This window comes from Streptomyces sp. NPDC046308 (assembly GCF_055588065.1).
Genome location: NZ_JBVJFB010000001.1, coordinates 227,319 through 247,859, shown reverse-complemented (window position 1 = coordinate 247,859; position 20,541 = coordinate 227,319). Strand labels below are relative to the sequence as shown.

Genomic DNA, 20,541 nt, shown 5'->3' with positions numbered 1-20,541 from the left:
GGCCGAAACGGTTCGGCTTGTCGTATGGACGGACCGGCCCGCTCGACGACACCCGGCCGGATGTGCGGGAGACGGCCTACGCTGCGCCCATGGGCCTCGTCGACATCAGCGCGCACACCGGCGACTTCAACGCCGATCCGTACCCCTTCTACGCCGCGCTGCGCACCGCCGGCCCCGTGCACGAAGTGGTGCTGGGCGGCGAGCGGTCGTGGCTGGTCGTGGGCCACGAGGAAGCCCGGCAGGCCCTGAACCACCCGGACCTGTCGAAGGACTGGTTCGGCACCGGGCTGTTCGGGGACGCACCCGTCCCGGCGGTCGCCACGAGCATGCTGGACGCGGACCCGCCCCACCACACCCGGCTGCGCGGCCTGGTGGCGCGGGAGTTCACGGCCCGCCGGGTCGAGTCGCTGCGTCCCCGCGTCCGGCAGATCACCGGCGAACTGCTCGACGAGATGGCGGCCCGGCCCGACCGCCGGGCGGACCTGATCCGGTCCTTCGCGGTACCGCTGCCGATGACCGTGATCTGCGAACTCCTCGGCGTGCCGGGCCTGGACCGCGCCCGGTTCCGCTACTGGTCGAACGAGATCGTCGCCCCGCTGGACGGGGTCGCCGCGGACGGCCGGGTCCTGGAGCAGATGACCGCGTACCTCTTCGAACTCGTCGCGGCCAAGACCGCCGATCCTGGCGACGACCTGCTCAGCACTGATCCGCACCCGTGACGAGGACGGCGACCGGCTCTCCCCGGACGAGCTGATCGGGATGGCCTTCCTGCTGCTGGTCGCGGGCCACGAGACCACCGTGAACCTGATCGGCAACGGAGTACGGGCCCTGCTCGCCCACCCCGACCAACTCGCCGCGCTGCGCGCCGACCCGGACGGCCTGATCGACGGCGCCGTGGAGGAGATGCTGCGCTATGACGGCCCGGTCCAGCACGCCACCCACCGCTTCGCCCGCACCGGCGTGGAACTGGGCGGCACGCTGATCCCCGCCGGTTCCTCCGTCCTGGTCGCCCTCGCCGCGGCGGACCGCGACCCGGCCCGCTTCGCGCGGCCCGCACCCGACGTGTTCGACATCCGCCGCCCCGGCCCGGGCCACCTCGCCTTCGGCCACGGCATCCACTTCTGCCTCGGCGCGCCGCTCGCCCGGATGGAGGGCCGCATCGCGATCCGGGCCCTGCTGGAGCGCTTCCCGGAACTGGCCGAGGACCCGGACGCGGGTCCGCGGGACTGGCTCCCCGGCATGCTGATGCGGGGCGTGACCCGGCTGCCTCTGCGCTGGTGAAGGAGAGGGGCCGCCGGTCAACCGGCCGGCCGCTGGGCCGGATCAGCCCTTGCGCGCCAGCAGGAAGCCCTGCGGGGAGTTCTCGCGGGGGTCCGGCCCGCGCACCAGCCGGGCCACCTCGGTCAGTCCGGCCCCGGCCAGCAGGCCCGCGACGAGGTCGGGCGGCGTCCAGTACACGTCGAGCTCGACCGGATGCCCGTACGCGTGTTCCAGCCGGATCCTCTCGTCGCCGGCCTTGAAGGCGATCAGGAGGTAGCCGCCCGGCGCCAGCACACGGGTGAACTCCGCGAACAGCACGGGCAGTTCCGAGGGCGGGGTGTGCACGGTGGAGTACCAGGCCAGCACCCCGCCCAGTACCCCGTCGGCCACGTCCAGGGCGGTCATGGAACCCACCTCGAACCGCAGGCCCGGATAGGTCCGGCGGGCCACCGCCACCATCGCCGGAGACAGGTCGACGCCGAAGGCCCGTACGCCGAGGGCGTCCAGATGCGCCGTCACCCGGCCCGGGCCGCAGCCCAGGTCGGCGACCGCCCGGCCACCGCGGCCCCCGTCCCCGCGCAAGCCGTTCCCGCGCACGCCGTCGGCGCGCACGTACTCGGCGAAGGCCGCCAGCATGGCCCGGTCCAGTGGCTTCCGGGCCAGTTCCGTGCCGACCAGCCGGGCGTAGTCGACGGCGACGGCGTCGTAGGACGCCCTTACCGAGGTCAGGTCCGAGGTCTCCGTCATACCCCTGGACAGTAGCCGCCCGGATCCGTCCGGGGGACCCCTGCCCGCGGTGCTCCGGATCACCCTCCGGCCAGCGGATTGGGCAGTTCGGCCCACTGGTCGCCGGGAACGCCCGGGCTCAGCCGCATCAGGGTGAGCGCCTTGGTGGGCAGCGGCCCGGTCCGCAGGGCCTCGCTGTCGGCGGTCGCCGGCAGCGTGGCGACCTCGGCGAGAGCCTCCGCGAAGGCGCCGGCCGAGCCCGCCGTGGCGCCGAGCGCTCCCGTGAGCAGGGACCCGAACAACTTGCGCCGCAACACGGTCACGTCGTCGGTGATCAGCCTGCCGGACAGGGGTGGCACCGGCAGGCCGTGCCGGACGAGCCGGGCCGGGCTGATCCGGATGTCGGCGAGGTCGCGGTAGACCAGGCGCAGCGGGGCCCCGGCGGGGGAGAGGACGACGAGGAGGTTCTGGCCGTGGGCCTCCAGGGCCACCCCCAGCTCCAGCACCCGCAGGCACACCGACAGCGCGAGACGGGCGAAGTCGGCCCGCCAGGCGGCCGAGCGCGCCGGCGGGAACGAGGCCAGGGCCGCCACCGGCAGCACCCGCTCACCGGCGGCCGTGTCGGCGTGGACCTCCGGCGGCTCCCGGAGCACGGCCGCCAGGTCCGGGGTGTGCGCGCTCGCCGCGCCCAGGGTGCGGGTGATGTGCAGCCGGCCGTCCAGCCGCTCGGACAGGCCCTGGGCGAAGCCGGACACGGCCGCCGCCGTCTCCACGGAGTAGACGGAGATGTCCCGTACGGAGGAGGTCAGCCGGGCGCTCAGCGCGGTCTTCACGTGCGGGCCGCCGTCGACGGGCGCCAGCGTGCGCAGGGCCATCAGCGGGTGCGCCGCGAATCCGGGCCGTACCCGCTCGTGCCGCAGCACGTGCGCCGCCTGCCACGGGTGCACCGGGACCAGGATCCGCCCCGCGTCCCGCAGCGCCTCCGGCCAGTCGCCGGTGACCAGGCACTTCTCTGCCGGGACGGCGACCAGGCCGAGGTCGACCACCGGGCGGTGCTCGGGGGCGTACGCCAGCTGCTCGGCCACCGAGAAGCCAGGGCGGGAACGACAGTTCGGGTGGTACGGATGGCCGTCGACGACCCGCTGCTCCCACTCCCACGTGGCCAGAGGGGCCCGATCCTCGCCGGCGGGCGGCTGTCCGGCCCTGGAGAGCGCCAGCGAGGCCGTACTGGCGTCGAGCTCGGCGGCGAACTCCTTCCCGTGCGCCAAGCCCAGCGCCGTGACCAGGGCCGCGGCCTGCCCGTAGGGCCTGCCGTCGAGCAGCAGCTCGCTCACGTACGGCTCGGTCGCGTACGGATCCGGCAGTGGCCCCTCCAGCCGCGCGCCGCCCGCCAGCAGGAGCGCCAGGCCGTCCGGTCCGCGCTCCCGGCCCACGACCCACGGCAGGGGTTCGAAGGCCAGCGCCCGCCACAGCCGGGTCAGCACGGCAGCCCTGGCGCCGCTCAGCGCGTCGGTGTGCCCGGGGCCGAGCCAGGGGCGCGCACCGGCCAGTTCGGCGGCGACGGCCTCTTCGGCCGGCGAGAGGGGAAAGTACATGCTGGGCTCCGACATCGGAATATCGCTTTACGGGATGATCAAGTAATCATTGCGGATACCGACGATCACGACCGGTGGTCACGCCTGGCGAACCCCCGGCGCACCGGATGGACCGAATGGAACCAGTGGACCTCAACGCCGCCGCCGACGCGTACGCCGCCACCCCGCTCCTGAACTGCCTGCTGCGGGAGACGGCCGATCCCGTCGACCCCGCCGGGCCCGCCCGGCCCGGCGGCGGCCCCGCCGAGGCGTACGGCGCGGACACGGGGGCCGGCGTCGCGGTCCACCGGCTGCGCGGCAGCGGCCGGCTGCTCCGGGTGCGCGGCGGGCGCCGGCCGGTCCGCCCCGAACTGCGGACGGCCGACGGCTGGCACCCGCTCAGCCACACCGAACTGGTCAAACTCGTCTCCGACGAACTGGGCCGGTTCACCGGCGTCCCCAACGACGAGCTCCCCGTCGAGATCACCGACAGCCGTGACGCGATCGCGGCGCTGCTGGCCGCCCGCGCCGGGGCCGAGCCCCCGCGGGACCCGTACGTCCTCTCCGAGCAGTCCCTGGTGATGGGCCACCCGCACCACCCCGCGCCCAAGGCCCGGGGCGGGGCCCCGGCCGGGAGCTGGCTGCCGTACGCGCCGGAGGCCCACGCCCGCTTCCCGCTGGTCTTCCTCGGGCTGCGCGAGGACCAGGCCGCCGAGGAGGGCGGCCCGGCCGCCTCCGACGCGATCGACTCCCTCGCCGACGCGCTCGACGGGCCGCGCGCCCCGGCGGGCTACCGCCTGCTGCCCGCCCACCCCTGGCAGCTCGACCTGGTGGGAGAGCGGTCCGCGGTGCGCGAGGCCTTCGCCGACGGACGGCTGCTGCGGCTCGGGCGCAGCCGCCGGCCGGCCTGGCCCACCGCCTCGATCCGGACCCTGTACGTACCGGAAGCGGCGGCCGACCTCTTCGTGAAGTTCAGCCTCGACGTCCGCATCACCAACGACGTGCGCCGGCTGTGGCGGCACGACCTGCTGAAGCTGCGCCGCGCCGACGCGGCCGTCGAAGCCGGTTTCGCCGCGCTGCGCCGGACCGGCTCGGCGGCGGCCTGGCTGAGCGACCGCGGCTACCGCACCGCCTCCTTCGCCTTCGAGGAGCTCGCCGTGCTGGTCCGCGACGGCCTGCACGCCCACACCGTGCCCGGGGCCACGCCGCTGCTGGCCGCCGCACTCGCCGAGGGCCGCGCCGGGAGCCCGCCGGCCGGGGCCGGCGACCCGGCCCGCTGGTGGCGGGCGTACCTGCGCCAGGTGGTGCCCCCCGTCCTGGAGCTGTTCGCACGCCACGGTGTCGTGCTGGAGGCCCACCTCCAGAACACGCTGGTCGCCGTCGACGCCGACGGCATGCCCGTGCAGGCCCTCTTCCGCGACGCGGAAGGGGTGAAGCTGCTGCCGGACCTGCCGCGCGCGGACGCCTGGCAGCGCCTCGTCTACTGCCTGGTCGTCAACCACCTGGCGGAGATCGCGGGCACGCTGGCCGAACGGTATCCGGACATCTCACCGCTCCTGTGGCCGGCCGTACGGGAGGAGTTCCGGCGCTACGACGCCACGCGCGGGCTCCCCGAGATCGCGGAGCTGCTCACCGCCCCGGCCCTGCCGGCCAAGACCAACCTGCTGCTGCGCTGGACGCGGGCCGACGGCGCCGACGCCCGCTACCTGCCCCTGCCCAACCCGCTGCGGGAGTAGACCGGAGCGGGGGGTGTCCCCCCGGACGGGCCGGTTGCGTACGGAACCGGCCAAGGTGGGCCGGGATACCGCCTCTCCCCTCACCTAAAGGTATAGACCAATGCTACGTTGGTCGGGCAGACCGCGCAGTCCTTGACCACCCGTCAGAGGAGTAGTCATGTCCTCCCCTTCGCGGGGCGGCGGCCCGGCCGCCATGCCCAAGTACCAGCGGATCGCCGCAGCCCTGCGCCACGATCTCGAGCGCGCCGCACGCACCCCCGGCGGCAGACTGCCCTCCGAGCGCAGTCTGGCCGCCCGTTACGAGGTCAACCGGCAGACCATCCGGGCCGCCCTCCAGCACCTGCGCGAGGACGGCCTGGTCGTCACCGGACGCCGCGGCACCCGGCCCGCGGTCACCGCCGTGGTCGGCCCCGCCGCTCCCGGCGGCGGACCCGCGGCCGAGCCGGCGGCCGTCCGGCCCGCCGGCGCCGGGCCGGCCCTCACCCGGAGCTGGCTCACCCTCGTCACCGTCCCGCCCTCGCTCGCCGGGCTGCTCGGCATGGCCGGCGGGGAGCGCACCCTGGTCCATCACCACCGCGAACGCGGCCCGGCCGGCGAGACCCTCCGGGACGCCGTCACGTACTTCAGTCCGGGTGTCGTCGCGCGCGACCCCGAGCTGGCCGGCTACCGCGGCCGGGGGGTGACGCTCCGCGACGAGGACCTCGCCCCGGTGCGGCGCTGGCTCGACCGCGCCGCCGCGGGCGGCCGGGTCGCCGAGACCATCACCATGACCCGCACCACCCACCCGCCGGCCGTCTCCCCGGCCTGCGGCCTCTCCGTGCGCCGCACCCTGCACGACGGCTCCGGCCGGCTGCTGGCCGTCACCGACCTGGCCTTCCCCACGTGGGACCGGCTGACCTTCCACCGTGACCGCCGCGACCCCGCGGCGACCGGCTTCCGCGTGACGTAGGTCACGCCCCGGACCGCCCGGCGCCGGTCCACCCGCCGGGCGCGAGGTGTGGGCTCGGACACTCCGCGGGCGGCGGCGCGCCGGGCCCGGCGCGCGCTCGGGTCGCCGCGGGTCCGCCCCAACTGCGTGCCGGCGGCCGGGCGTCGCCACCCGGCCCACCGGTGCGGCCCCACAGGCCGCGGTTCCCCGATGCGCAAGTGACCTGAATCACGCTGGTGTTTGCGGTGGTGAATGCGGGGCATCGTGGACTGCTGGAGCGGAACCACGCCCTCCGGTGCCTCGGCGCCAGAGGCTGGGCCACACGGGCAGATCCCGTCCCGCTCTACGGCCCACCGGTCCGCCGGCGCGCGCCGTACCCCGTACGACCCGTGAGGTTTATGTGTCCACGCTCCAAGCCGAGCACGTCTACAAGGTGTTCGGACGACGACCCGACGACGCGGTCCGCGCGCTCGAAAGCGGCACCGACCGCGACGAGTTGCGCGCCGACGGCACCACGGCCGCAGTGATCGACGCCTCGTTCAGCGTCGAACCCGGCCAGATCTTCGTCGTGATGGGTCTGTCGGGATCCGGCAAGTCCACGCTGCTGCGCATGCTGAACGGACTGCTCGAGCCCACCGCGGGACGCATTCTCTTCGGCGGCCAGGACCTCACCGCGCTCAGCGCGGGCGAGCTGCGCCGCGTACGGTCCACGAAGATCTCCATGGTCTTCCAGCACTTCGCGCTCTTCCCGCACCGGAACGTCCTGGAGAACGCCGGCTACGGCCTGGAGGTGCAGGGCGTCCCCCGCGCCGAGCGCGAGCGCCGCGCCGCCGAGGCCCTGGCCCTGTGCGGCCTGGAGGGCTGGGAGAAGTCCTGGCCCGACGAGCTCTCCGGCGGCATGCAGCAGCGGGTCGGCCTCGCCCGGGCCCTGGCCACCGACGCCGACCTCCTCCTCATGGACGAGTCCTTCAGCGCGCTCGACCCGCTGATCCGCCGTGACATGCAGGACCAGCTGCTGGAGCTCCAGAAGCGCTTCAAGAAGACCATCGTCTTCATCACCCACGACCTCAACGAGGCCATGCGCATCGGCGACGGCATCGCCGTCATGCGCGACGGCCGGATCGTCCAGCAGGGCACCGCCGAGGACATCCTCACCCGCCCCGCCGACGACTACGTCGCCTCCTTCATCCAGGACGTCGACCGTTCGCGGGTGCTCACGGCCGACGCCGTCATGGACCGGCCCGACGCGGGCGCGGAAGCCTGCGGCTGCCCGACCGTCCACGGCGACACCCCGCTGGCGGACCTGTGCGCGGTCAGCGCCCGGGTGCCGCACGCGGTCGCCGTCACCGACGCGGAAGGCGCCGTCGTCGGATCCGTGCCGCAGGACCGGATCATCGCCTTCCTCGGTGACGAACAACGGCCGCCGATGGCCTGTGCGGAGGTGGCCGCCTGATGCCCCGCCTGCACCTCGGCGCCTGGGTCGACAGCGGTGTCGACTTCCTCCAGAGCCACCTGTCCTGGCTGTTCGACGCCATCAGCGCGCTCGTGACCGGCCTCTACGACGGCATCGACGCCGTCCTCTCCGCCCCGGCCCCGCTGCTGTTCGCGGGCATCCTCGCGCTCGGAGCCTGGTGGCTGCGCGGGCTCCTCGCGGGTCTGCTGGCCTTCGCCGGCCTCGCGCTCATCGACTCCGTCGGCCTGTGGTCCGACGCGATGTCCACGCTCTCCCTCGTCCTCGTCGCGACCCTCGTCACGCTGGTCATCGCCATCCCGCTCGGCATCTGGGCCTCCAGGTCCGACCGGGTCAGCGCCGTCCTGCGGCCCGTCCTGGACTTCATGCAGACCATGCCCGCCATGGTCTACCTCATCCCCGGAATCATCTTCTTCGGGGTCGGCGTGGTGCCCGGCATCATCGCGACCATCATCTTCTCGCTGCCGCCGGGCGTACGGATGACCGAGCTCGGCATCCGCCAGGTCGACGCCGAACTCGTCGAGGCCGCGGAGGCCTTCGGCACCACCCCGCGCGACACCCTCTTCCGCGTGCAGCTGCCCCTGGCCCTGCCGACGATCATGGCGGGCGTCAACCAGGTCATCATGCTCGGCCTGTCCATGGTCGTCATCGCCGGCATGGTCGGCGGCGGCGGACTCGGCGGCGCCGTGTACCGCGCCATCGGCAACGTCGACATCGGCCTCGGCTTCGAGGCCGGCATCTCCATCGTCATCCTGGCCATGTACTTGGACCGGATGACCGGCGCACTCGGCCGCCAGGTCTCCCCGCTCGGCCGGCGCGCCCTGGCCAAGGCGAAGGCCGCGGCCACCGGCGCCGCCAAGGTGTGGAACCACCGCCCCCAGCCCGTCCACGCGCTCAGCGGCGTCGTCGTGCTCGCGCTCGTCGCGGGCGGCCTCGCCACCTTCGGCGGCTCCACCGCCACGGACGGACCGGCAGGCACGGCGAACATCGGCAAGGGCCGTACGGTCTCCGTCGGATACATCCCCTGGGACGAGGGCATCGCCTCCACCTTCCTGTGGAAGGAGCTGCTGGAGCGGCGCGGCTTCAAGGTCGACGCCCGCCAGCTCGAGGCCGGAGCCCTCTACACCGGCCTGGCCGGCGGCCAGCTCGACTTCCAGACCGACTCCTGGCTGCCCGTCACGCACGCGCAGTACTGGGAGAAGTACGGGAACAAGCTGGAGGACCTCGGGTCCTGGTACGGCCCCACCTCGCTGGAGCTCTCCGTGCCCTCGTACATGAAGGACGTCCGCTCGCTCGCCGACCTCAAGGGCAAGGCCGGCCGGTTCAAGGGCCGCATCATCGGCATCGAGCCGAGCGCCGGCGCCATGTCCATCCTCAAGGACAAGGTCCTGAAGGAGTACGGCCTCGAAGGCGAGTACCAGGTCGTCGACGGCTCCACGCCCGGCATGCTCGCCGAGCTCAAGCGGGCCTACGAGAAGAAGGAGCCCGTGGCGGTCGTGCTGTGGTCCCCGCACTGGGCGTACTCCACGTACGACCTGACCAAGCTGGAGGACCCCAAGGCGGCCTGGGGCAAGGGCGACGGGATCCACACCCTGGCCCGCAAGGGCTTCGCCGCCGACGAGCCCGAGGTGGCCCGCTGGCTGCGGTCGTTCAAGCTCAGCGAGGAGCAGCTGACCGGCCTGGAGGCGAAGATCCAGGAAACCGGGAAGGGCAAGGAGCAGGAGGCCGTCCGCGCCTGGCTGGGGGACCACCCCGAGGTCGACCAGCTCGCCTGACGGCGAGCGGTGAAGGCGCCGGCGTGCACGGGACCGTACGGGGTCCCGCGCACGCCGGCGCCTTTCGTGCGGCCCGTGGCCGGTTCAGCCGACCAGGACGCGGTCGGCCGCCTCCTGCGGACCGGCGGCGCCGCCGGAGTGTCGGCGCGGCCGCACCGGCCACCACGTGGACCGGCCCAGCAGGGCGGCCAGCGCGGGCACCAGCACGATCGACAGGACGAACGCGGAGAGCAGGATCCCGAGGGCCGTCGCGAAGCCGATCTGCTGGGTGGACGGGGCGGGCGTGACGGCCAGGCTCCCGAAGGACGCGGCCAGCACCAGTCCCGCCGTGGCGATGGCGGGTGCGGTGTGCCGCACGGCGCGGCCGACCGCCGCCCGGGCCGGACCCGGCCGCTCCATCTCCTCCCGGATCCGGTCGCTCATCAGGATGTTGTAGTCGGTGCCCAGCGCGACGACGAACAGGAACAGCACGAGCGGGAGGGTGAAGTCCACTCCGGGCCGGTCCAGGGCATGCTGGAACACCAGGGTCGAGGCGCCGAGGGTCGCGGCGAACCCGAGTCCGACCGCGGCCAGCAGGATCACCGGCGCCAGCAGGCTGCGCAGCAGCGCGAGCAGGATCAGCGCGATGAGTACGGCGGCCACGGGGAAGACCACCTTCAGGTCCTTGTCCACCGCGGTCGAGATGTCGGCGAAGAGCGCCGGCGTACCGCCCACGTGTGCCTCGGTACCGGCGGGCGTGTGGGCCCGTACCGCCGCCCTGACCGGGCCGGTCACCAGATCGCGGGCCTCCTTGCCCTGCGGGTCGACGGTCAGGAACAGGTCGATCCGTGCCGCCCGGCGGTCCTCGCTCAGCACGGTCCCCGCGACCTGGCCCACGCCGCCGACCCCGGAGAGCGCCTTGGCCAGCCCGCCCAGGCCCTCGGCGGTGAGCGTGCCGCCGTCGGAGGCCGCGACGAACACGCTGGTCGGGTCGGACACCCCGGCCGGCAGGGCACGCGAGATCTCCGCGGCGGTGGCGACCGCGGGGGTCCGCTCCGCCCCCGCTCCGCCCTGTCCGTAGTCCATGCGCATCCCGACGGCACCGGCGGCCAGCGTGCCGAGCAGCGCCACCGAGCCCAGGACCAGGGCCACCGGCCGCCGCGCCACCCGGTCGCCCAGCCGCGCGGCGGAGCCGGCCCGGGGCGCGTGCCGCAGGGCACGGGAGGGCCAGAACATCCTGCGCCCGGTGACCGCCAGCAGGGCCGGCATCAGGGTCAGGCTGCCCAGCAGCATCACCAGGACGGACAGGGCGATGGCCGGTCCGAGCACCCGGAACTGGCCGAAGGAGGCCACCCCGAGCGTGGCGAACGCGGCGACGATGGTCAGCGCCGCCGAGGTGATGGCCGTACCCACCCGCCCGGCGACCTCGGCGGCCGCCTCGCGCCCGGACTGGCCGGGGTGTTCGCGCAGTTGCTCGCGGAAGCGGAAGAGGAGGAAGAGGAAGTAGTCGATGCCGATGCCCACCAGCACCACGCTGATCAGCCCCGGCGTGGAATCGGCCAGTCCGGTCCCGGTGAGCAGCGCCGCGCCGACCACGACGCCGGCCGCGGCGCCGCCGATCACGGAGACCGCGAGCAGCGGCAGCAGGGCCGCCAGGACGCTGCGGAAGACCAGTACGTGCAGCAGGACGATGACCCCGAGCATGAGCGCCCCGACCACCGTCGTCCTGGTCTTCTCGGCGTCCGCCGTGTCCACCCGGTCGGCGATCCCACCGGTGAAGCCGGTCCGCAGTCCCTCCGCCGCGAACGCGTCCCGGGCCGAGTCCCGGAAGGCGCGGTAGGTGTCCTGCACCCCGGGGTCGGCGGGATTTCCGGTCAGCTCGACGGAGAGCAGGCGGAAGGAGCGGTCGGGCGCCGTCATGGCGGGGCTGACCCGGGGAGTCTGCGAGTGGTCTTCGGCCAGGGGCATCGTGTCCTCGGTCCGGGGCATGGCGACCCGCTTCCGGGCCAGCTCCCCGGCCTGCGCGTCGATGCGCTGCTCGTCGGCGGCGCCGAGCGGCGCTTCGTCCGAGCGGGCCACCAGGAGGGTCAGGAGGTTGGCGTCCGGCTTCACGCCGAACCGCTCCTCCGCGATCTTCAGGGCGGCCGCCGAGTCGTAGTGCGCGGGCAGGAACCCGCCGTTGCCGGGCTGGGTGGCACGGAAGAGGAACGCCTGGCCCAGGACGGTGGCTGCGATACCCAGGACCGCCCACAGGGCGATGACCTTCCATGGACTTCGCGTCGAGAATCGGGTCAGGGCGCGGATCACTGGTCTCCTCCGGTCTGTGCGGTACGGCCGGGGTTCCCGGCCTGACCCCAGACCATCAGCGTGGAACGGGAAAAACGTCGGAGCGGGGGAGGATCCGCACCGCGGGACCGGGGTCCGTACGGGGGCACCGACCAGGACCGGAGTCCTGGTACGGCCCCCTACCGAGGACCGGTGGCAGGGGACGGGGGCGGTGCCAGAATGGAGCACCGGAGAGCGCGGCCGCGCGAGCCCGGCACCTGCCGGGAGGGGGCCGACGGGGGAGGACCGGCAGCATGGGTGTGGGTGTGGGTGTGGGTGTGGGTGTGGGTGTGGGGACGGACGTGGGGACGGACGGGGGTGTGGGCGCCGCGGAGGGCCGGGACACGGGCCCCGACACCGGCAGCCGTGCGGGGGGCCGCGACGCCGGTGGCCCCGCCACCGCAAGCCCCGCCACCGCAGGCCGTGACACCGCAGGCCGTGACACCGGCCGGGCCGCCGCCCCGGGCGCGGACCGCGGAGCCGCGCGCTCACCGTGGAGCCGTAACGACGCCCTCGTCGCGGTCGGGGCCGGCACCGTCGACCTCGTCGGCTACTCCCTGGGCATGCAGACCGAGGGCAGCGTCCTGAGCGTGACCGCGGCCCTCTCCCTGGTCCTCTCGGCGATGCCCCTGATCGCCCGGCGCGCGCGGCCGGTGACGGTGCTCGCCGCCGTACTGGCCCTGGGCGCACTGGTGAACGTGGCCACCCCGCCGACCCCGCACTTCACCCTCACCCTGATGGTGGCCCTCTACACGGTGGCCCGGTTCAGCCGCCCCGCCGTGACCGCGTCCGCGGCGGCCGCGGCGTTGCCGCTGATTTCCCTCGGACAGGCCGGCTGGCCCCTGCCCTTCGGCTGGTCGGGCCTGATCGCGAACGCGATCGGCACCGCCGGCTCCGTCGGCGTGGCCGCCGTGGTCAACCACCGGCAGCGGGAGGCGGAGGCCCACCGGACCCTGCTCGCGGACCGGGCGGTGGCCGAGGAACGCCGCCGGATCGCCCGCGAACTGCACGACATCGTCGCCCACCACATCACCACCATGCAGCTGATGGCCGGCGGGGCCCGGGCGAACCTGGCGCACGACCCGGAGGTCGTCCGGGAGGCCCTCGTCACCCTGGAGGACTCCGGGCGGATGGCGCTGCGCGAGATGCGCCAGCTCCTCGACGTCCTGCGGGCCGGGGAGGAGCCGGAGCACACCCCGCCGGCTCCCCAGCCCGGCGCCGGCGACCTCGACCGGATCATCACCGAGTCCCGGCTGGCCGGCACGGAGACCGAGTTCACCGTGGACGGCCCGGTCCGCCCGCTGCCGCCGACCGTGGGCCTCACCGTCTTCCGCATCGTGCAGGAGGCGCTGACCAACACCCGCAAGCACGCGGGGCGGGCGAAGGCCCACGTACGGCTCACCTACCGCCGGGACGAGGTGGCCGTGGAGGTGCGCGACGACGGGGCGGGAGCGCAGGCACCGGCCTCCCGGTCCGGGGCGCGCCCCGGGTACGGTCTGATCGGCATGCACGAACGGGTCGCCCTGCAGGGCGGAACCCTGGAGGCCGCCCCACTCGACGGCGGAGGCTTCCGGGTGGCGGCCCGCCTCCCGGTCCCGGTCGCGGGCCCCGGGAACGGCGACAGAGAGGAACGGCAGCGATGATCCGCGTGCTCATAGCCGACGACCAGCCGCTGGTGCGGCGCGGCCTGGCCCTGATCCTGGGCCCCGACCCGGAGTTCGAGGTCGTCGGCGAGGCCGAGGACGGGGCCCGGGCCGTCGCCCTCGCCCGGGAGCTGCGGCCCGACGTGGTCGTCATGGACATCCGGATGCCGGTCCTCGACGGGGTCCAGGCCACCGGGGAACTCGCGCGGACGGTTCCCTCGACCCGCGTCCTCGCCCTCAGCACCTTCGACATGGACGAGTACGTGGTCGCCGCACTGCGCGCCGGCGCGTACGGCTTCCTGCCCAAGGACATCTCCCCGGAGGAGCTGATCGCCGCGGTCCGCATCGTCCACACCGGCGAGGCCGCCGTCGCGCCGCGGCTGCTGACCCGGCTCATCTCCGCCTACGTACGCACCCCCGTGCGGCCGAGGTCGTGGGCCGCCGAGACCCCGGCCGATCTCACCCCGCGGGAACTGGAGATCTGGCGCCTGCTGGCCGGCGGCCGGGGCAACGCCGAGATCGCCCTGGACCTGGACATCAGTGTCTCCACGGTCAAGAACCACATCACCGGCATCTTCGGCAAGTTGGGCGTCCGCGACCGCGCGCAGGCGGTGATCGCGGCCTACGAATCCGGCCTGGTCGAGGCCGGTTGCCCGAGCGGTTGATCACCAAGTGCCCGCAAGAGCACCGGAATTTTCCTGGTGACCGCACCTCTGACCAGCCAGAACACTGGATGATTCGCCCGTGCGGAGAAGGGCGCCGCCATGGCACAGTGCGATCAGCCGCACGCACGACCAGGGAGCCTCCATGCGCGATCCGCACGCCACGCCGCTCGCGGCCGCCCCCGCCCGCGCGCCGGAGGCGGAGCCGGGCCCGCTGCCCCGCTGTCCCGTGTGCGAGGGCGCATCCGAACGCATCTCCTGGCGCCAGCGCCCCGGCCGGCCCGTGACGCTGGTCTTCGACCCCTGCGGCCACCACTGGTCGACCCCGGCCCCGCCGCTCCTGGCGGTCACCCCACCCGGCCCGTAGCAGCGGCGCCCACCGTCCGTCAGTCCCGGTAGACGAGGATGAAGTCCTCGTAGGGGTGCGTGCCGTGGCGGTCCGCCGTCTCGTCGAGGGCCCTGCGCAGCGTGTGCAGGTGGCCCGCGGTGAGCTGGAGCGGCGGCTCGTCCGGCTGGTGCGTGGTGCCGCGCGGGTAGTCCTCGCCCGCCGTGGTGGTCATCTCGATGTGGCAGCCGAGGACATGGCGGACCGGCCGGGTGGCGCAGAAGTCCAGCAGCCGGTCGACGGTGGCCGAGTAGGCCGCCCGGTCCTCGATGTAGAGCCGCCCCGGATAGAGGGAGTCACCGGTCAGCAGGAGGCCCGTGTGGCGGTCGTGGAACACCAGGGCGGCCCGCTCGTGTCCGGGCCCGGGGATCAGGTCGAGGATCCGGCCGCCCAGGTCCAGTGTGCCGGTGCGGTGCGGCCAGTCGGTGAGGCCGAAGGCGGCGGTGACCTCGTCCGGTCCGGGTCCCACGACCGTGGTGAGGGGCCGGTCCGCGAACTGCGGGTCCGCCGCGACGTGGTCGCCGTGTCCGTGGGTGTGGGCGACCAGCAGCGAGTACGCGGGCCGCGGATGGCGCTCCAGCCAGTCCGTGACGAGCCGGTCGACCGTCTCCCGCAGGGGGAAGTGGGCCGGGTCGGCGGACGCGCCGGTGTCGAGGAGCAGAGCCCGGTCATTGCCGAAGAGGAGGAAGAGGAACGGGGCTTCGTAGTGCACGGACTTGTTCTGGCGCAGGATCACGGTGTGTTCGGAGTAGGCGTGGACCTGGATCTCCGGGGCCGGGTCGTGCTTCGGGGAGGGCCAGCCCGCGTGCCAGACGACGTCGAGACTGCCTGAAACCGGGGCGCCCCGGAGAAAGTCGATCACACGTCCAACCTACCCTCGCCGTCGCCGCCGGGGAGCGAGCCGTCGGCCGGGCCCGCACGGCTGCCGGCGCCCGGCTCGCGCGCCCTGCCCGATCGGGGTTTGGTGGTCACACAGGCGTGCGCACCGATGCGGTGGCATCGACCGCCGGACCGAGCCCTCGCCGTGACGGAGGAGGCGCAACATGTCCGCACCAGGTCCCACAGCCCGCCGCCGACGCCGTGCGGCAGCCGTCACCGTGGCGCTGGCCTGCTCGGCGCTGCTCACCGGGCCCGGGGCGGCCACCGCACAGAGCGCGCCCCCCGTAACCCCCTCGCCGTCCCCCTCGGCGACCGTTCCGACACTGGACTGGCGTCCGTGCAAGCCCGGCAGCCCGTGGGACTGCGCCACGGCGGAGGTGCCGCTCGACCACGCCGCCCCCGCGGGCCGCACCATCGACCTGGCGGTCGTCCGCCGGCAGGCCACCGACCCCGGCCGGCGCATCGGCACCCTCTTCGTGAACCCCGGCGGTCCCGGAGGCCCCGGGACCGTGCAGGTGCCGCAGAACTACGACGCCTTCCCCGAGGAGCTGCGCGAGCGGTTCGACATCGTCAGTTGGGACCCGCGCGGGATCGGCAACAGCACCGCCGTGAACTGCTTCGACACCACCGAGGAGGCCAAGGCCTGGGCGGCCCGCCCACCCGGCGGCTTCCCGGTGGGCGCGCAGGAGCGCAAGGCGTGGATCGACGCGTACGAGGACCTCGGCCGGCGGTGCGAGAAGCGCGACCCGGACCTGCTGCGCCACGTGTCGACCGCCGACACCGCCCGGGACCTCGACCTGCTCCGCCGGTCGGTGGGCGAAGGACAGCTGAACTACCTGGGCGTCTCCTACGGCACGATCCTCGGCGCCACCTACGCCAACCTCTTCCCCGGCAGCGTCCGCGCCATGGTCCTCGACAGCAACATCGCCCCCGGGGCCTGGACCGACGGCGCCGGGCAGGGCGCCCCCCGGACCACGACCTTCCTGCGCATGGGCTCGGACGTCACCGCCGCGGCCACCCTGGACCGGTTCCTCACCCTGTGCGGATCGGCGCCCGCGGCCCGGTGCCCCTTCTCGGCGGGCGGCCCCGAGGCCACCCGTGCCAAGTTCGACAGGCTGATGCAGCGGCTGCGGGAGCGTCCGATCGGACCGTGGACGTACGCCAGGACGGTCGCCGACACGGTCAACAGCCTCTACATCGTCGATCCGGGCTGGACGGCTCTGGCGGGCCGGCTCCAGGAGCTGTCACAGGGCCGGGAGCCCAAGCCCCCGGTGTACCCGCCGCCGCCCCCGGTGGACCGGCCGAACCCGTACCTGGGCGACGAGCAGGCGGCGGCGGTCTGGTGCGCCGACAGCCCGAACCCGCGCGACCCCGCCGCGTACCACGCCCTGGAGGAGGACAGCGCCCGGCGGGCCGGCGACGCGGGACGCTTCTGGACGTGGGCGGCGGAGGGCTGTGCCACCTGGCCGGCCCGGGCCGCCGCCGTCTACGACGGCCCGTGGAACACCCCCACCCCCCGTCCCGTCCTGGTGATCGGAACCCGGTACGACCCCTCCACGCCCTACGAGGGCGCCCAGGCCATGGCCGGTGAGCTGGCGAACGCCCGCCTGCTCACCAACGACGGGTACGGACACACCGCGCTGTTCAACAACGGCAGCAGCTGCATCAGCGCGTACGAGAGCCGCTACTTCGTCGACGGCACGCTTCCGCCGTCCGGCGCGGTCTGCCGCCCGGACCGGGTGCCCTTCTCCTGACCGGCCGGCGCGGGCCCCTGCCGGATGTTGCCCTGGTGTTCACACTCCTGACGCGCGACGCATGCTCGAAGCTGCGTGATTCCGCCGGATTCCGAGCATCATCTTTCATCGAGGGCAGGCGGAGCGTTATGTTGTCGGGCGCATGCCAAAGAGCTGTGTCCGCCCCGCGGACCGCACGAGGAGCTGCCCATGAGACTGCCGAGCATCCGCAGGAGCCAGCACCGACACGACCGGTACGACGGGCCACGCCGGTCAGGGGTCCGGGCGCACGCGGGCCGGCGCCGCCGCACCCCTGGCGCCGCCCTGCTCGCCGCCGCCCTCGCCGTCGCGGGCCTGGCCGCCGCGGGCCCCCTCGCCCCGCCCGCCGCCGCGGCCCCCGCCGGTGCCACGGCCACCGCGGGCGACGTCACCGGCTTCACCCGGTCCGGGAACACCTTCACCGTCACGGCGTCCGGCGGGGCCAAGGCCCGCGTCGTCGTCGCCCGCGCCGACATCTTCCGCCTCTGGCTCTCGCCCGACGGCACCTTCACCGACGACCCGGCCGGCTCCGACCTCGCCACCACCACCGACTTCGGCTCCGTGGCCACGTCCTGGTCCGACGCCGGCGCGTACTACCGGATCACCACCGGAGCCCTCTCCATCCGGGTCAACAAGGTGCCCCTGCGCTTCTCCGTCTACCGCGCCGACAACACCACGCCCGTCTGGCAGGAGACCCAGCCCACCAGCTGGACCGGCGGCCGGACCACCCAGTACCTCGCCCGCGGCGCGGACGAGCAGTTCTACGGAACGGGCCTGCGCCTGGGCGAATGGGCGCTGCGCGACAAGACCGTCCCGATCGCCGTCGACAACAGGTGGCGCGAGAACGACAACGCCAGCCCCGCCCCCTTCTACATGTCCACCAACGGCTACGGCGTCATGCGCAACACCTGGGCCCCGGGCTCGTACGGCTTCCAGGCCCCCACCACCCTCACCCACGACGAGAAGCGCTTCGACGCCTGGTACTTCACCGGCGACTCCCTCAAGTCCGTGCTCGACGCGTACACCGACGTCAGCGGAAAGCCGTTCATGGCTCCCCTGTGGGGCTTCGAACTCGGCAACGCCGACTGCTTCAACGCCTCCAACCCCGACTACCAGGGCGATCACAACCGGCCGCGCCACCAGAGCACCCCCGACGTCGTCGGCTACGCGGACGACGCCCGCGCCGCCGACATGCCCTCGGGCTGGTTCCTGCCCAACGACGGCTACGGCTGCGGCTACACCGCTCCCCTCAAGTCCACGGTGGACGCGCTCAAGGCCAAGGGATTCCAGACCGGTCTGTGGACCTCCACCGGCCTCGGCTCCATCGCCGACGAGGTCGGCAGCGCCGGCAGCCGCGGGGTGAAGACCGACGTGGCGTGGATCGGCGGCGGCTACAAGTACGCCTTCGACGGCGTGCGGCAGGCCGTCGACGGGATCGAGAAGAACTCCGACGCCCGCCGCTACGTCTGGACCGTGGACGGCTGGGCGGGCACCCAGCGCAACGCCGTCGTCTGGACCGGCGACACCCACGGCACCTGGGACGACATGCGCTGGCACGTCCCCGCCATCACCGGAGCGGGCCTCTCCGGCCTCAACTACGCCGCCGGCGACGTCGACGGGATCTTCGGGGGCAGCCCCAGGACGTACACCCGCGACCTCCAGTGGAAGGCCTTCACCCCGGCCTTCATGACGATGTCCGGGTGGGGCGCGAGCAATCCGTCCGCCGGCTACCAGGACAAACAGCCCTGGCGTTTCGCCGAGCCCTACCTCTCCATCAACCGCAAGTACCTCCAGCTCAAGATGCGGCTGATGCCGTACCTGTACACGATGAGCCGCGTCGCCCACGAGAGCGGCGTACCCAGCACCCGCGCCATGGTCCTGGAGTACCCCGACGACCCGGTGGCCCGCGGAAACGCCACCAGCGGCCAGTTCATGGCCGGCGACTCCCTCCTCGTCGCGCCCGTCGTCTCCGACACCTCGGTCCGCGACGGCATCTACCTCCCCGCCGGGACCTGGACGGACTACTGGACGGGGAAGACCTACGCGGGCCCGGGCCGCCTCAACGGCTACCGGGCACCGCTCGACACCCTCCCGCTCTTCGTCAAGGGCGGCGGCATCGTGCCGATGTGGCCGCAGATGAACCACACGGGGGAGAAGCCCGTCTCCACCCTCACCTACGACATCCACCCGCGCGGCACCTCCTCCTTCAGCCTCTACGAGGACGACGGCGTCACCCGCGCCTACCAGTCCGGCGCCTACGCCCGTCAGCGCGTCGACGTCGCCGCCCCGACGGCCGGCTCCGGCACGGTCACCGTCAACGTCGGCGCCCCCACCGGCAGTTACACCGGCAAGCCGGCTTCCCGCGGTTACGAGTTCACCCTCCACGTGGCCTCCGCGCCGAGCTCCCTCACGGTGGACGGAGCCGCGTCGGTGCGCCTGGCCTCCAAGGCCGCCTACGACTCCGCCGCATCGGGCTGGTTCTTCGACCCGGCCGACCGGTCCGGGGTCCTCTGGGTCAAGACGGGCCCCAAGGCGGGCGCCTTCAGCGTCTCGGCCACCGGCACCAGCCTCCCCGCCGCCGAACCCCTGCCCTCCGCCGCCCCCATCGACCAGTCGGCCTGGTCCCTCGTCCACGCCGACAGCCAGGAGACCGCCGCCGAGAACGGCGCCGCCGCGGGCGCCTTCGACGGGAACCCGGCCACGCTGTGGCACTCCGCCTGGTCCGGCGCGAAGCCCGCCCCGCTGCCGCACGAGATCCAGATCGACCTCGGCGCCCGCCACGCGGTCGACGGCCTCGGCTACCTGCCCCGCCAGGACGGCGGCGTCAACGGCCGGATCGGCGGCTACGAGGTCTACGTCTCCGACACCACCGCCGACTGGGGGCCACCGGTGGCGAGCGGCACCTTCCCCGACACGGCCGCCGCCAAGACCGCCGCCCTCACCCCGAAGACCGGCCGCTACCTGCGCCTGAAGGCGCTCACCGAGGCCGGCGGGCGCGGCCCCTGGACCAGCGCCGCCGAGATCACCCTCACCGGCCGCCCGGCCCCGCTGCCCGCGGACGCCACCCTCGTCAACGCGGCCTCCGCCAGCTGCCTGGACCTGCCGCACAGCGCCACCACCCCGGGCACCGAACCCACCCTGTACACCTGCCACGGCGGCCCCAACCAGCGCTGGACCCTCCAGGGCGACGGCCGCCTCACCGGCCTCGCCGGCGTCTGCCTCGACGGCGCGAACGCCGCCCGCGTCACCATCCGGACCTGCGACGGCAGCCCGGGCCAGACCTGGCAGGCGGGACCGCAGAGCACCCTGCGCACCGCCGGCCAGTGCCTCACCCCGGCCGGCTCGGGCACCGCCAACGGCACCACCCTCACCCGCGCCGCCTGCGACGACACCCCGGCCCAGCGCTGGACCTTCACTCCCTGACCC

At 74.1% G+C, this 20,541-nt stretch carries 13 protein-coding genes and 1 pseudogene; 10 read left to right on the top strand and 4 right to left on the bottom strand.

From position 1 onward, the window contains the following. Positions 1 to 89 precede the first annotated feature (89 nt). Positions 90 to 1,281, top strand: a pseudogene (locus tag ACZ6JT_RS01120) (cytochrome P450 family protein). 42 nt (positions 1,282 to 1,323) lie between these two features. Here the strand turns inward: ACZ6JT_RS01120 and ACZ6JT_RS01115 are convergent. Together ACZ6JT_RS01115 and ACZ6JT_RS01110 are read right to left on the bottom strand one after the other, a co-directional pair. Further along, positions 1,324 to 2,007 (bottom strand): class I SAM-dependent methyltransferase, encoded by a 684-nt coding sequence (locus ACZ6JT_RS01115; RefSeq protein ID WP_469205892.1) that lies wholly within the window; start codon positions 2,005 to 2,007, stop codon positions 1,324 to 1,326. Positions 2,008 to 2,066: 59 nt separating this feature from the next. Then, positions 2,067 to 3,581 (bottom strand): IucA/IucC family protein, encoded by a 1,515-nt coding sequence (locus ACZ6JT_RS01110; RefSeq protein ID WP_469205890.1) that lies wholly within the window; start codon positions 3,579 to 3,581, stop codon positions 2,067 to 2,069. A 107-nt stretch (positions 3,582 to 3,688) separates the two neighbouring features. On the opposite strand from ACZ6JT_RS01110, the gene ACZ6JT_RS01105 reads away from it, so the two are divergent. The 4 genes from ACZ6JT_RS01105 to ACZ6JT_RS01090 all read left to right on the top strand — a co-directional run bounded on the left by ACZ6JT_RS01105 (position 3,689) and on the right by ACZ6JT_RS01090 (position 9,470). Continuing rightward, positions 3,689 to 5,296, top strand: a complete 1,608-nt coding sequence (locus tag ACZ6JT_RS01105; protein WP_469205888.1) for an IucA/IucC family protein — start codon at positions 3,689 to 3,691, stop codon at positions 5,294 to 5,296. A gap of 157 nt (positions 5,297 to 5,453) precedes the next feature. Then, the gene (locus ACZ6JT_RS01100) at positions 5,454 to 6,245 is read left to right on the top strand and encodes a GntR family transcriptional regulator (protein WP_469205886.1); all 792 of its coding nucleotides are present in this window, start codon (positions 5,454 to 5,456) and stop codon (positions 6,243 to 6,245) included. A gap of 379 nt (positions 6,246 to 6,624) precedes the next feature. After that, complete coding sequence (locus ACZ6JT_RS01095) at positions 6,625 to 7,677, top strand: quaternary amine ABC transporter ATP-binding protein (RefSeq protein WP_469205883.1); 1,053 nt, start codon at positions 6,625 to 6,627, stop codon at positions 7,675 to 7,677. Further along, complete coding sequence (locus tag ACZ6JT_RS01090; RefSeq protein WP_469205882.1) at positions 7,677 to 9,470, top strand: ABC transporter permease/substrate binding protein; 1,794 nt, start codon at positions 7,677 to 7,679, stop codon at positions 9,468 to 9,470. The genes ACZ6JT_RS01095 and ACZ6JT_RS01090 overlap by 1 nt, the downstream gene beginning before the upstream one ends. An 84-nt stretch (positions 9,471 to 9,554) precedes the next feature. Here ACZ6JT_RS01090 and ACZ6JT_RS01085 read toward each other — a convergent pair whose 3' ends face one another. After that, positions 9,555 to 11,756 (bottom strand): MMPL family transporter, encoded by a 2,202-nt coding sequence (locus ACZ6JT_RS01085; protein ID WP_469205880.1) that lies wholly within the window; start codon positions 11,754 to 11,756, stop codon positions 9,555 to 9,557. Positions 11,757 to 12,028: 272 nt separating this feature from the next. Between ACZ6JT_RS01085 and ACZ6JT_RS01080 the strand changes: the two genes are divergently transcribed. The 3 genes from ACZ6JT_RS01080 (at position 12,029) to ACZ6JT_RS01070 (ending at position 14,446) form a co-directional block, all read left to right on the top strand. Continuing rightward, positions 12,029 to 13,417 (top strand): sensor histidine kinase, encoded by a 1,389-nt coding sequence (locus ACZ6JT_RS01080; RefSeq protein WP_469205878.1) that lies wholly within the window; start codon positions 12,029 to 12,031, stop codon positions 13,415 to 13,417. Next, entirely contained in the window at positions 13,414 to 14,082 is a 669-nt protein-coding gene (locus tag ACZ6JT_RS01075; RefSeq protein ID WP_469205876.1) for a response regulator, read from the top strand. The genes ACZ6JT_RS01080 and ACZ6JT_RS01075 overlap by 4 nt, the downstream gene beginning before the upstream one ends. Positions 14,083 to 14,224: 142 nt before the next feature. Further along, positions 14,225 to 14,446, top strand: a complete 222-nt coding sequence (locus ACZ6JT_RS01070; protein WP_469205874.1) for a hypothetical protein — start codon at positions 14,225 to 14,227, stop codon at positions 14,444 to 14,446. A gap of 19 nt (positions 14,447 to 14,465) precedes the next feature. Here ACZ6JT_RS01070 and ACZ6JT_RS01065 read toward each other — a convergent pair whose 3' ends face one another. Then, positions 14,466 to 15,326: an MBL fold metallo-hydrolase gene (locus ACZ6JT_RS01065; protein WP_469205872.1), complete on the bottom strand. Its 861-nt coding sequence runs from the start codon at positions 15,324 to 15,326 to the stop codon at positions 14,466 to 14,468. Between the two features lie 181 nt (positions 15,327 to 15,507). Here ACZ6JT_RS01065 and ACZ6JT_RS01060 point away from each other — a divergent pair, with 181 nt between their 5' ends. Together ACZ6JT_RS01060 and ACZ6JT_RS01055 are read left to right on the top strand one after the other, a co-directional pair. Further along, positions 15,508 to 17,097: an alpha/beta hydrolase gene (locus ACZ6JT_RS01060; RefSeq protein ID WP_469205870.1), complete on the top strand. Its 1,590-nt coding sequence runs from the start codon at positions 15,508 to 15,510 to the stop codon at positions 17,095 to 17,097. Between the two features lie 189 nt (positions 17,098 to 17,286). Then, entirely contained in the window at positions 17,287 to 20,538 is a 3,252-nt protein-coding gene (locus ACZ6JT_RS01055; RefSeq protein ID WP_469205868.1) for a TIM-barrel domain-containing protein, read from the top strand. Positions 20,539 to 20,541 lie beyond the last annotated feature (3 nt).

Coding starts and splice junctions, on each gene's coding strand:
- ACZ6JT_RS01115 (WP_469205892.1), bottom strand. CDS start 2,007: ATGACGGAGACCTCGGACCTGACCTCGGTAAGGGCGTCCTACGACGCC.
- ACZ6JT_RS01110 (WP_469205890.1), bottom strand. CDS start 3,581: ATGTACTTTCCCCTCTCGCCGGCCGAAGAGGCCGTCGCCGCCGAACTG.
- ACZ6JT_RS01105 (WP_469205888.1), top strand. CDS start 3,689: ATGGACCGAATGGAACCAGTGGACCTCAACGCCGCCGCCGACGCGTAC.
- ACZ6JT_RS01100 (WP_469205886.1), top strand. CDS start 5,454: ATGTCCTCCCCTTCGCGGGGCGGCGGCCCGGCCGCCATGCCCAAGTAC.
- ACZ6JT_RS01090 (WP_469205882.1), top strand. CDS start 7,677: ATGCCCCGCCTGCACCTCGGCGCCTGGGTCGACAGCGGTGTCGACTTC.
- ACZ6JT_RS01080 (WP_469205878.1), top strand. CDS start 12,029: ATGGGTGTGGGTGTGGGTGTGGGTGTGGGTGTGGGTGTGGGGACGGAC.
- ACZ6JT_RS01075 (WP_469205876.1), top strand. CDS start 13,414: ATGATCCGCGTGCTCATAGCCGACGACCAGCCGCTGGTGCGGCGCGGC.
- ACZ6JT_RS01070 (WP_469205874.1), top strand. CDS start 14,225: ATGCGCGATCCGCACGCCACGCCGCTCGCGGCCGCCCCCGCCCGCGCG.
- ACZ6JT_RS01060 (WP_469205870.1), top strand. CDS start 15,508: ATGTCCGCACCAGGTCCCACAGCCCGCCGCCGACGCCGTGCGGCAGCC.
- ACZ6JT_RS01055 (WP_469205868.1), top strand. CDS start 17,287: ATGAGACTGCCGAGCATCCGCAGGAGCCAGCACCGACACGACCGGTAC.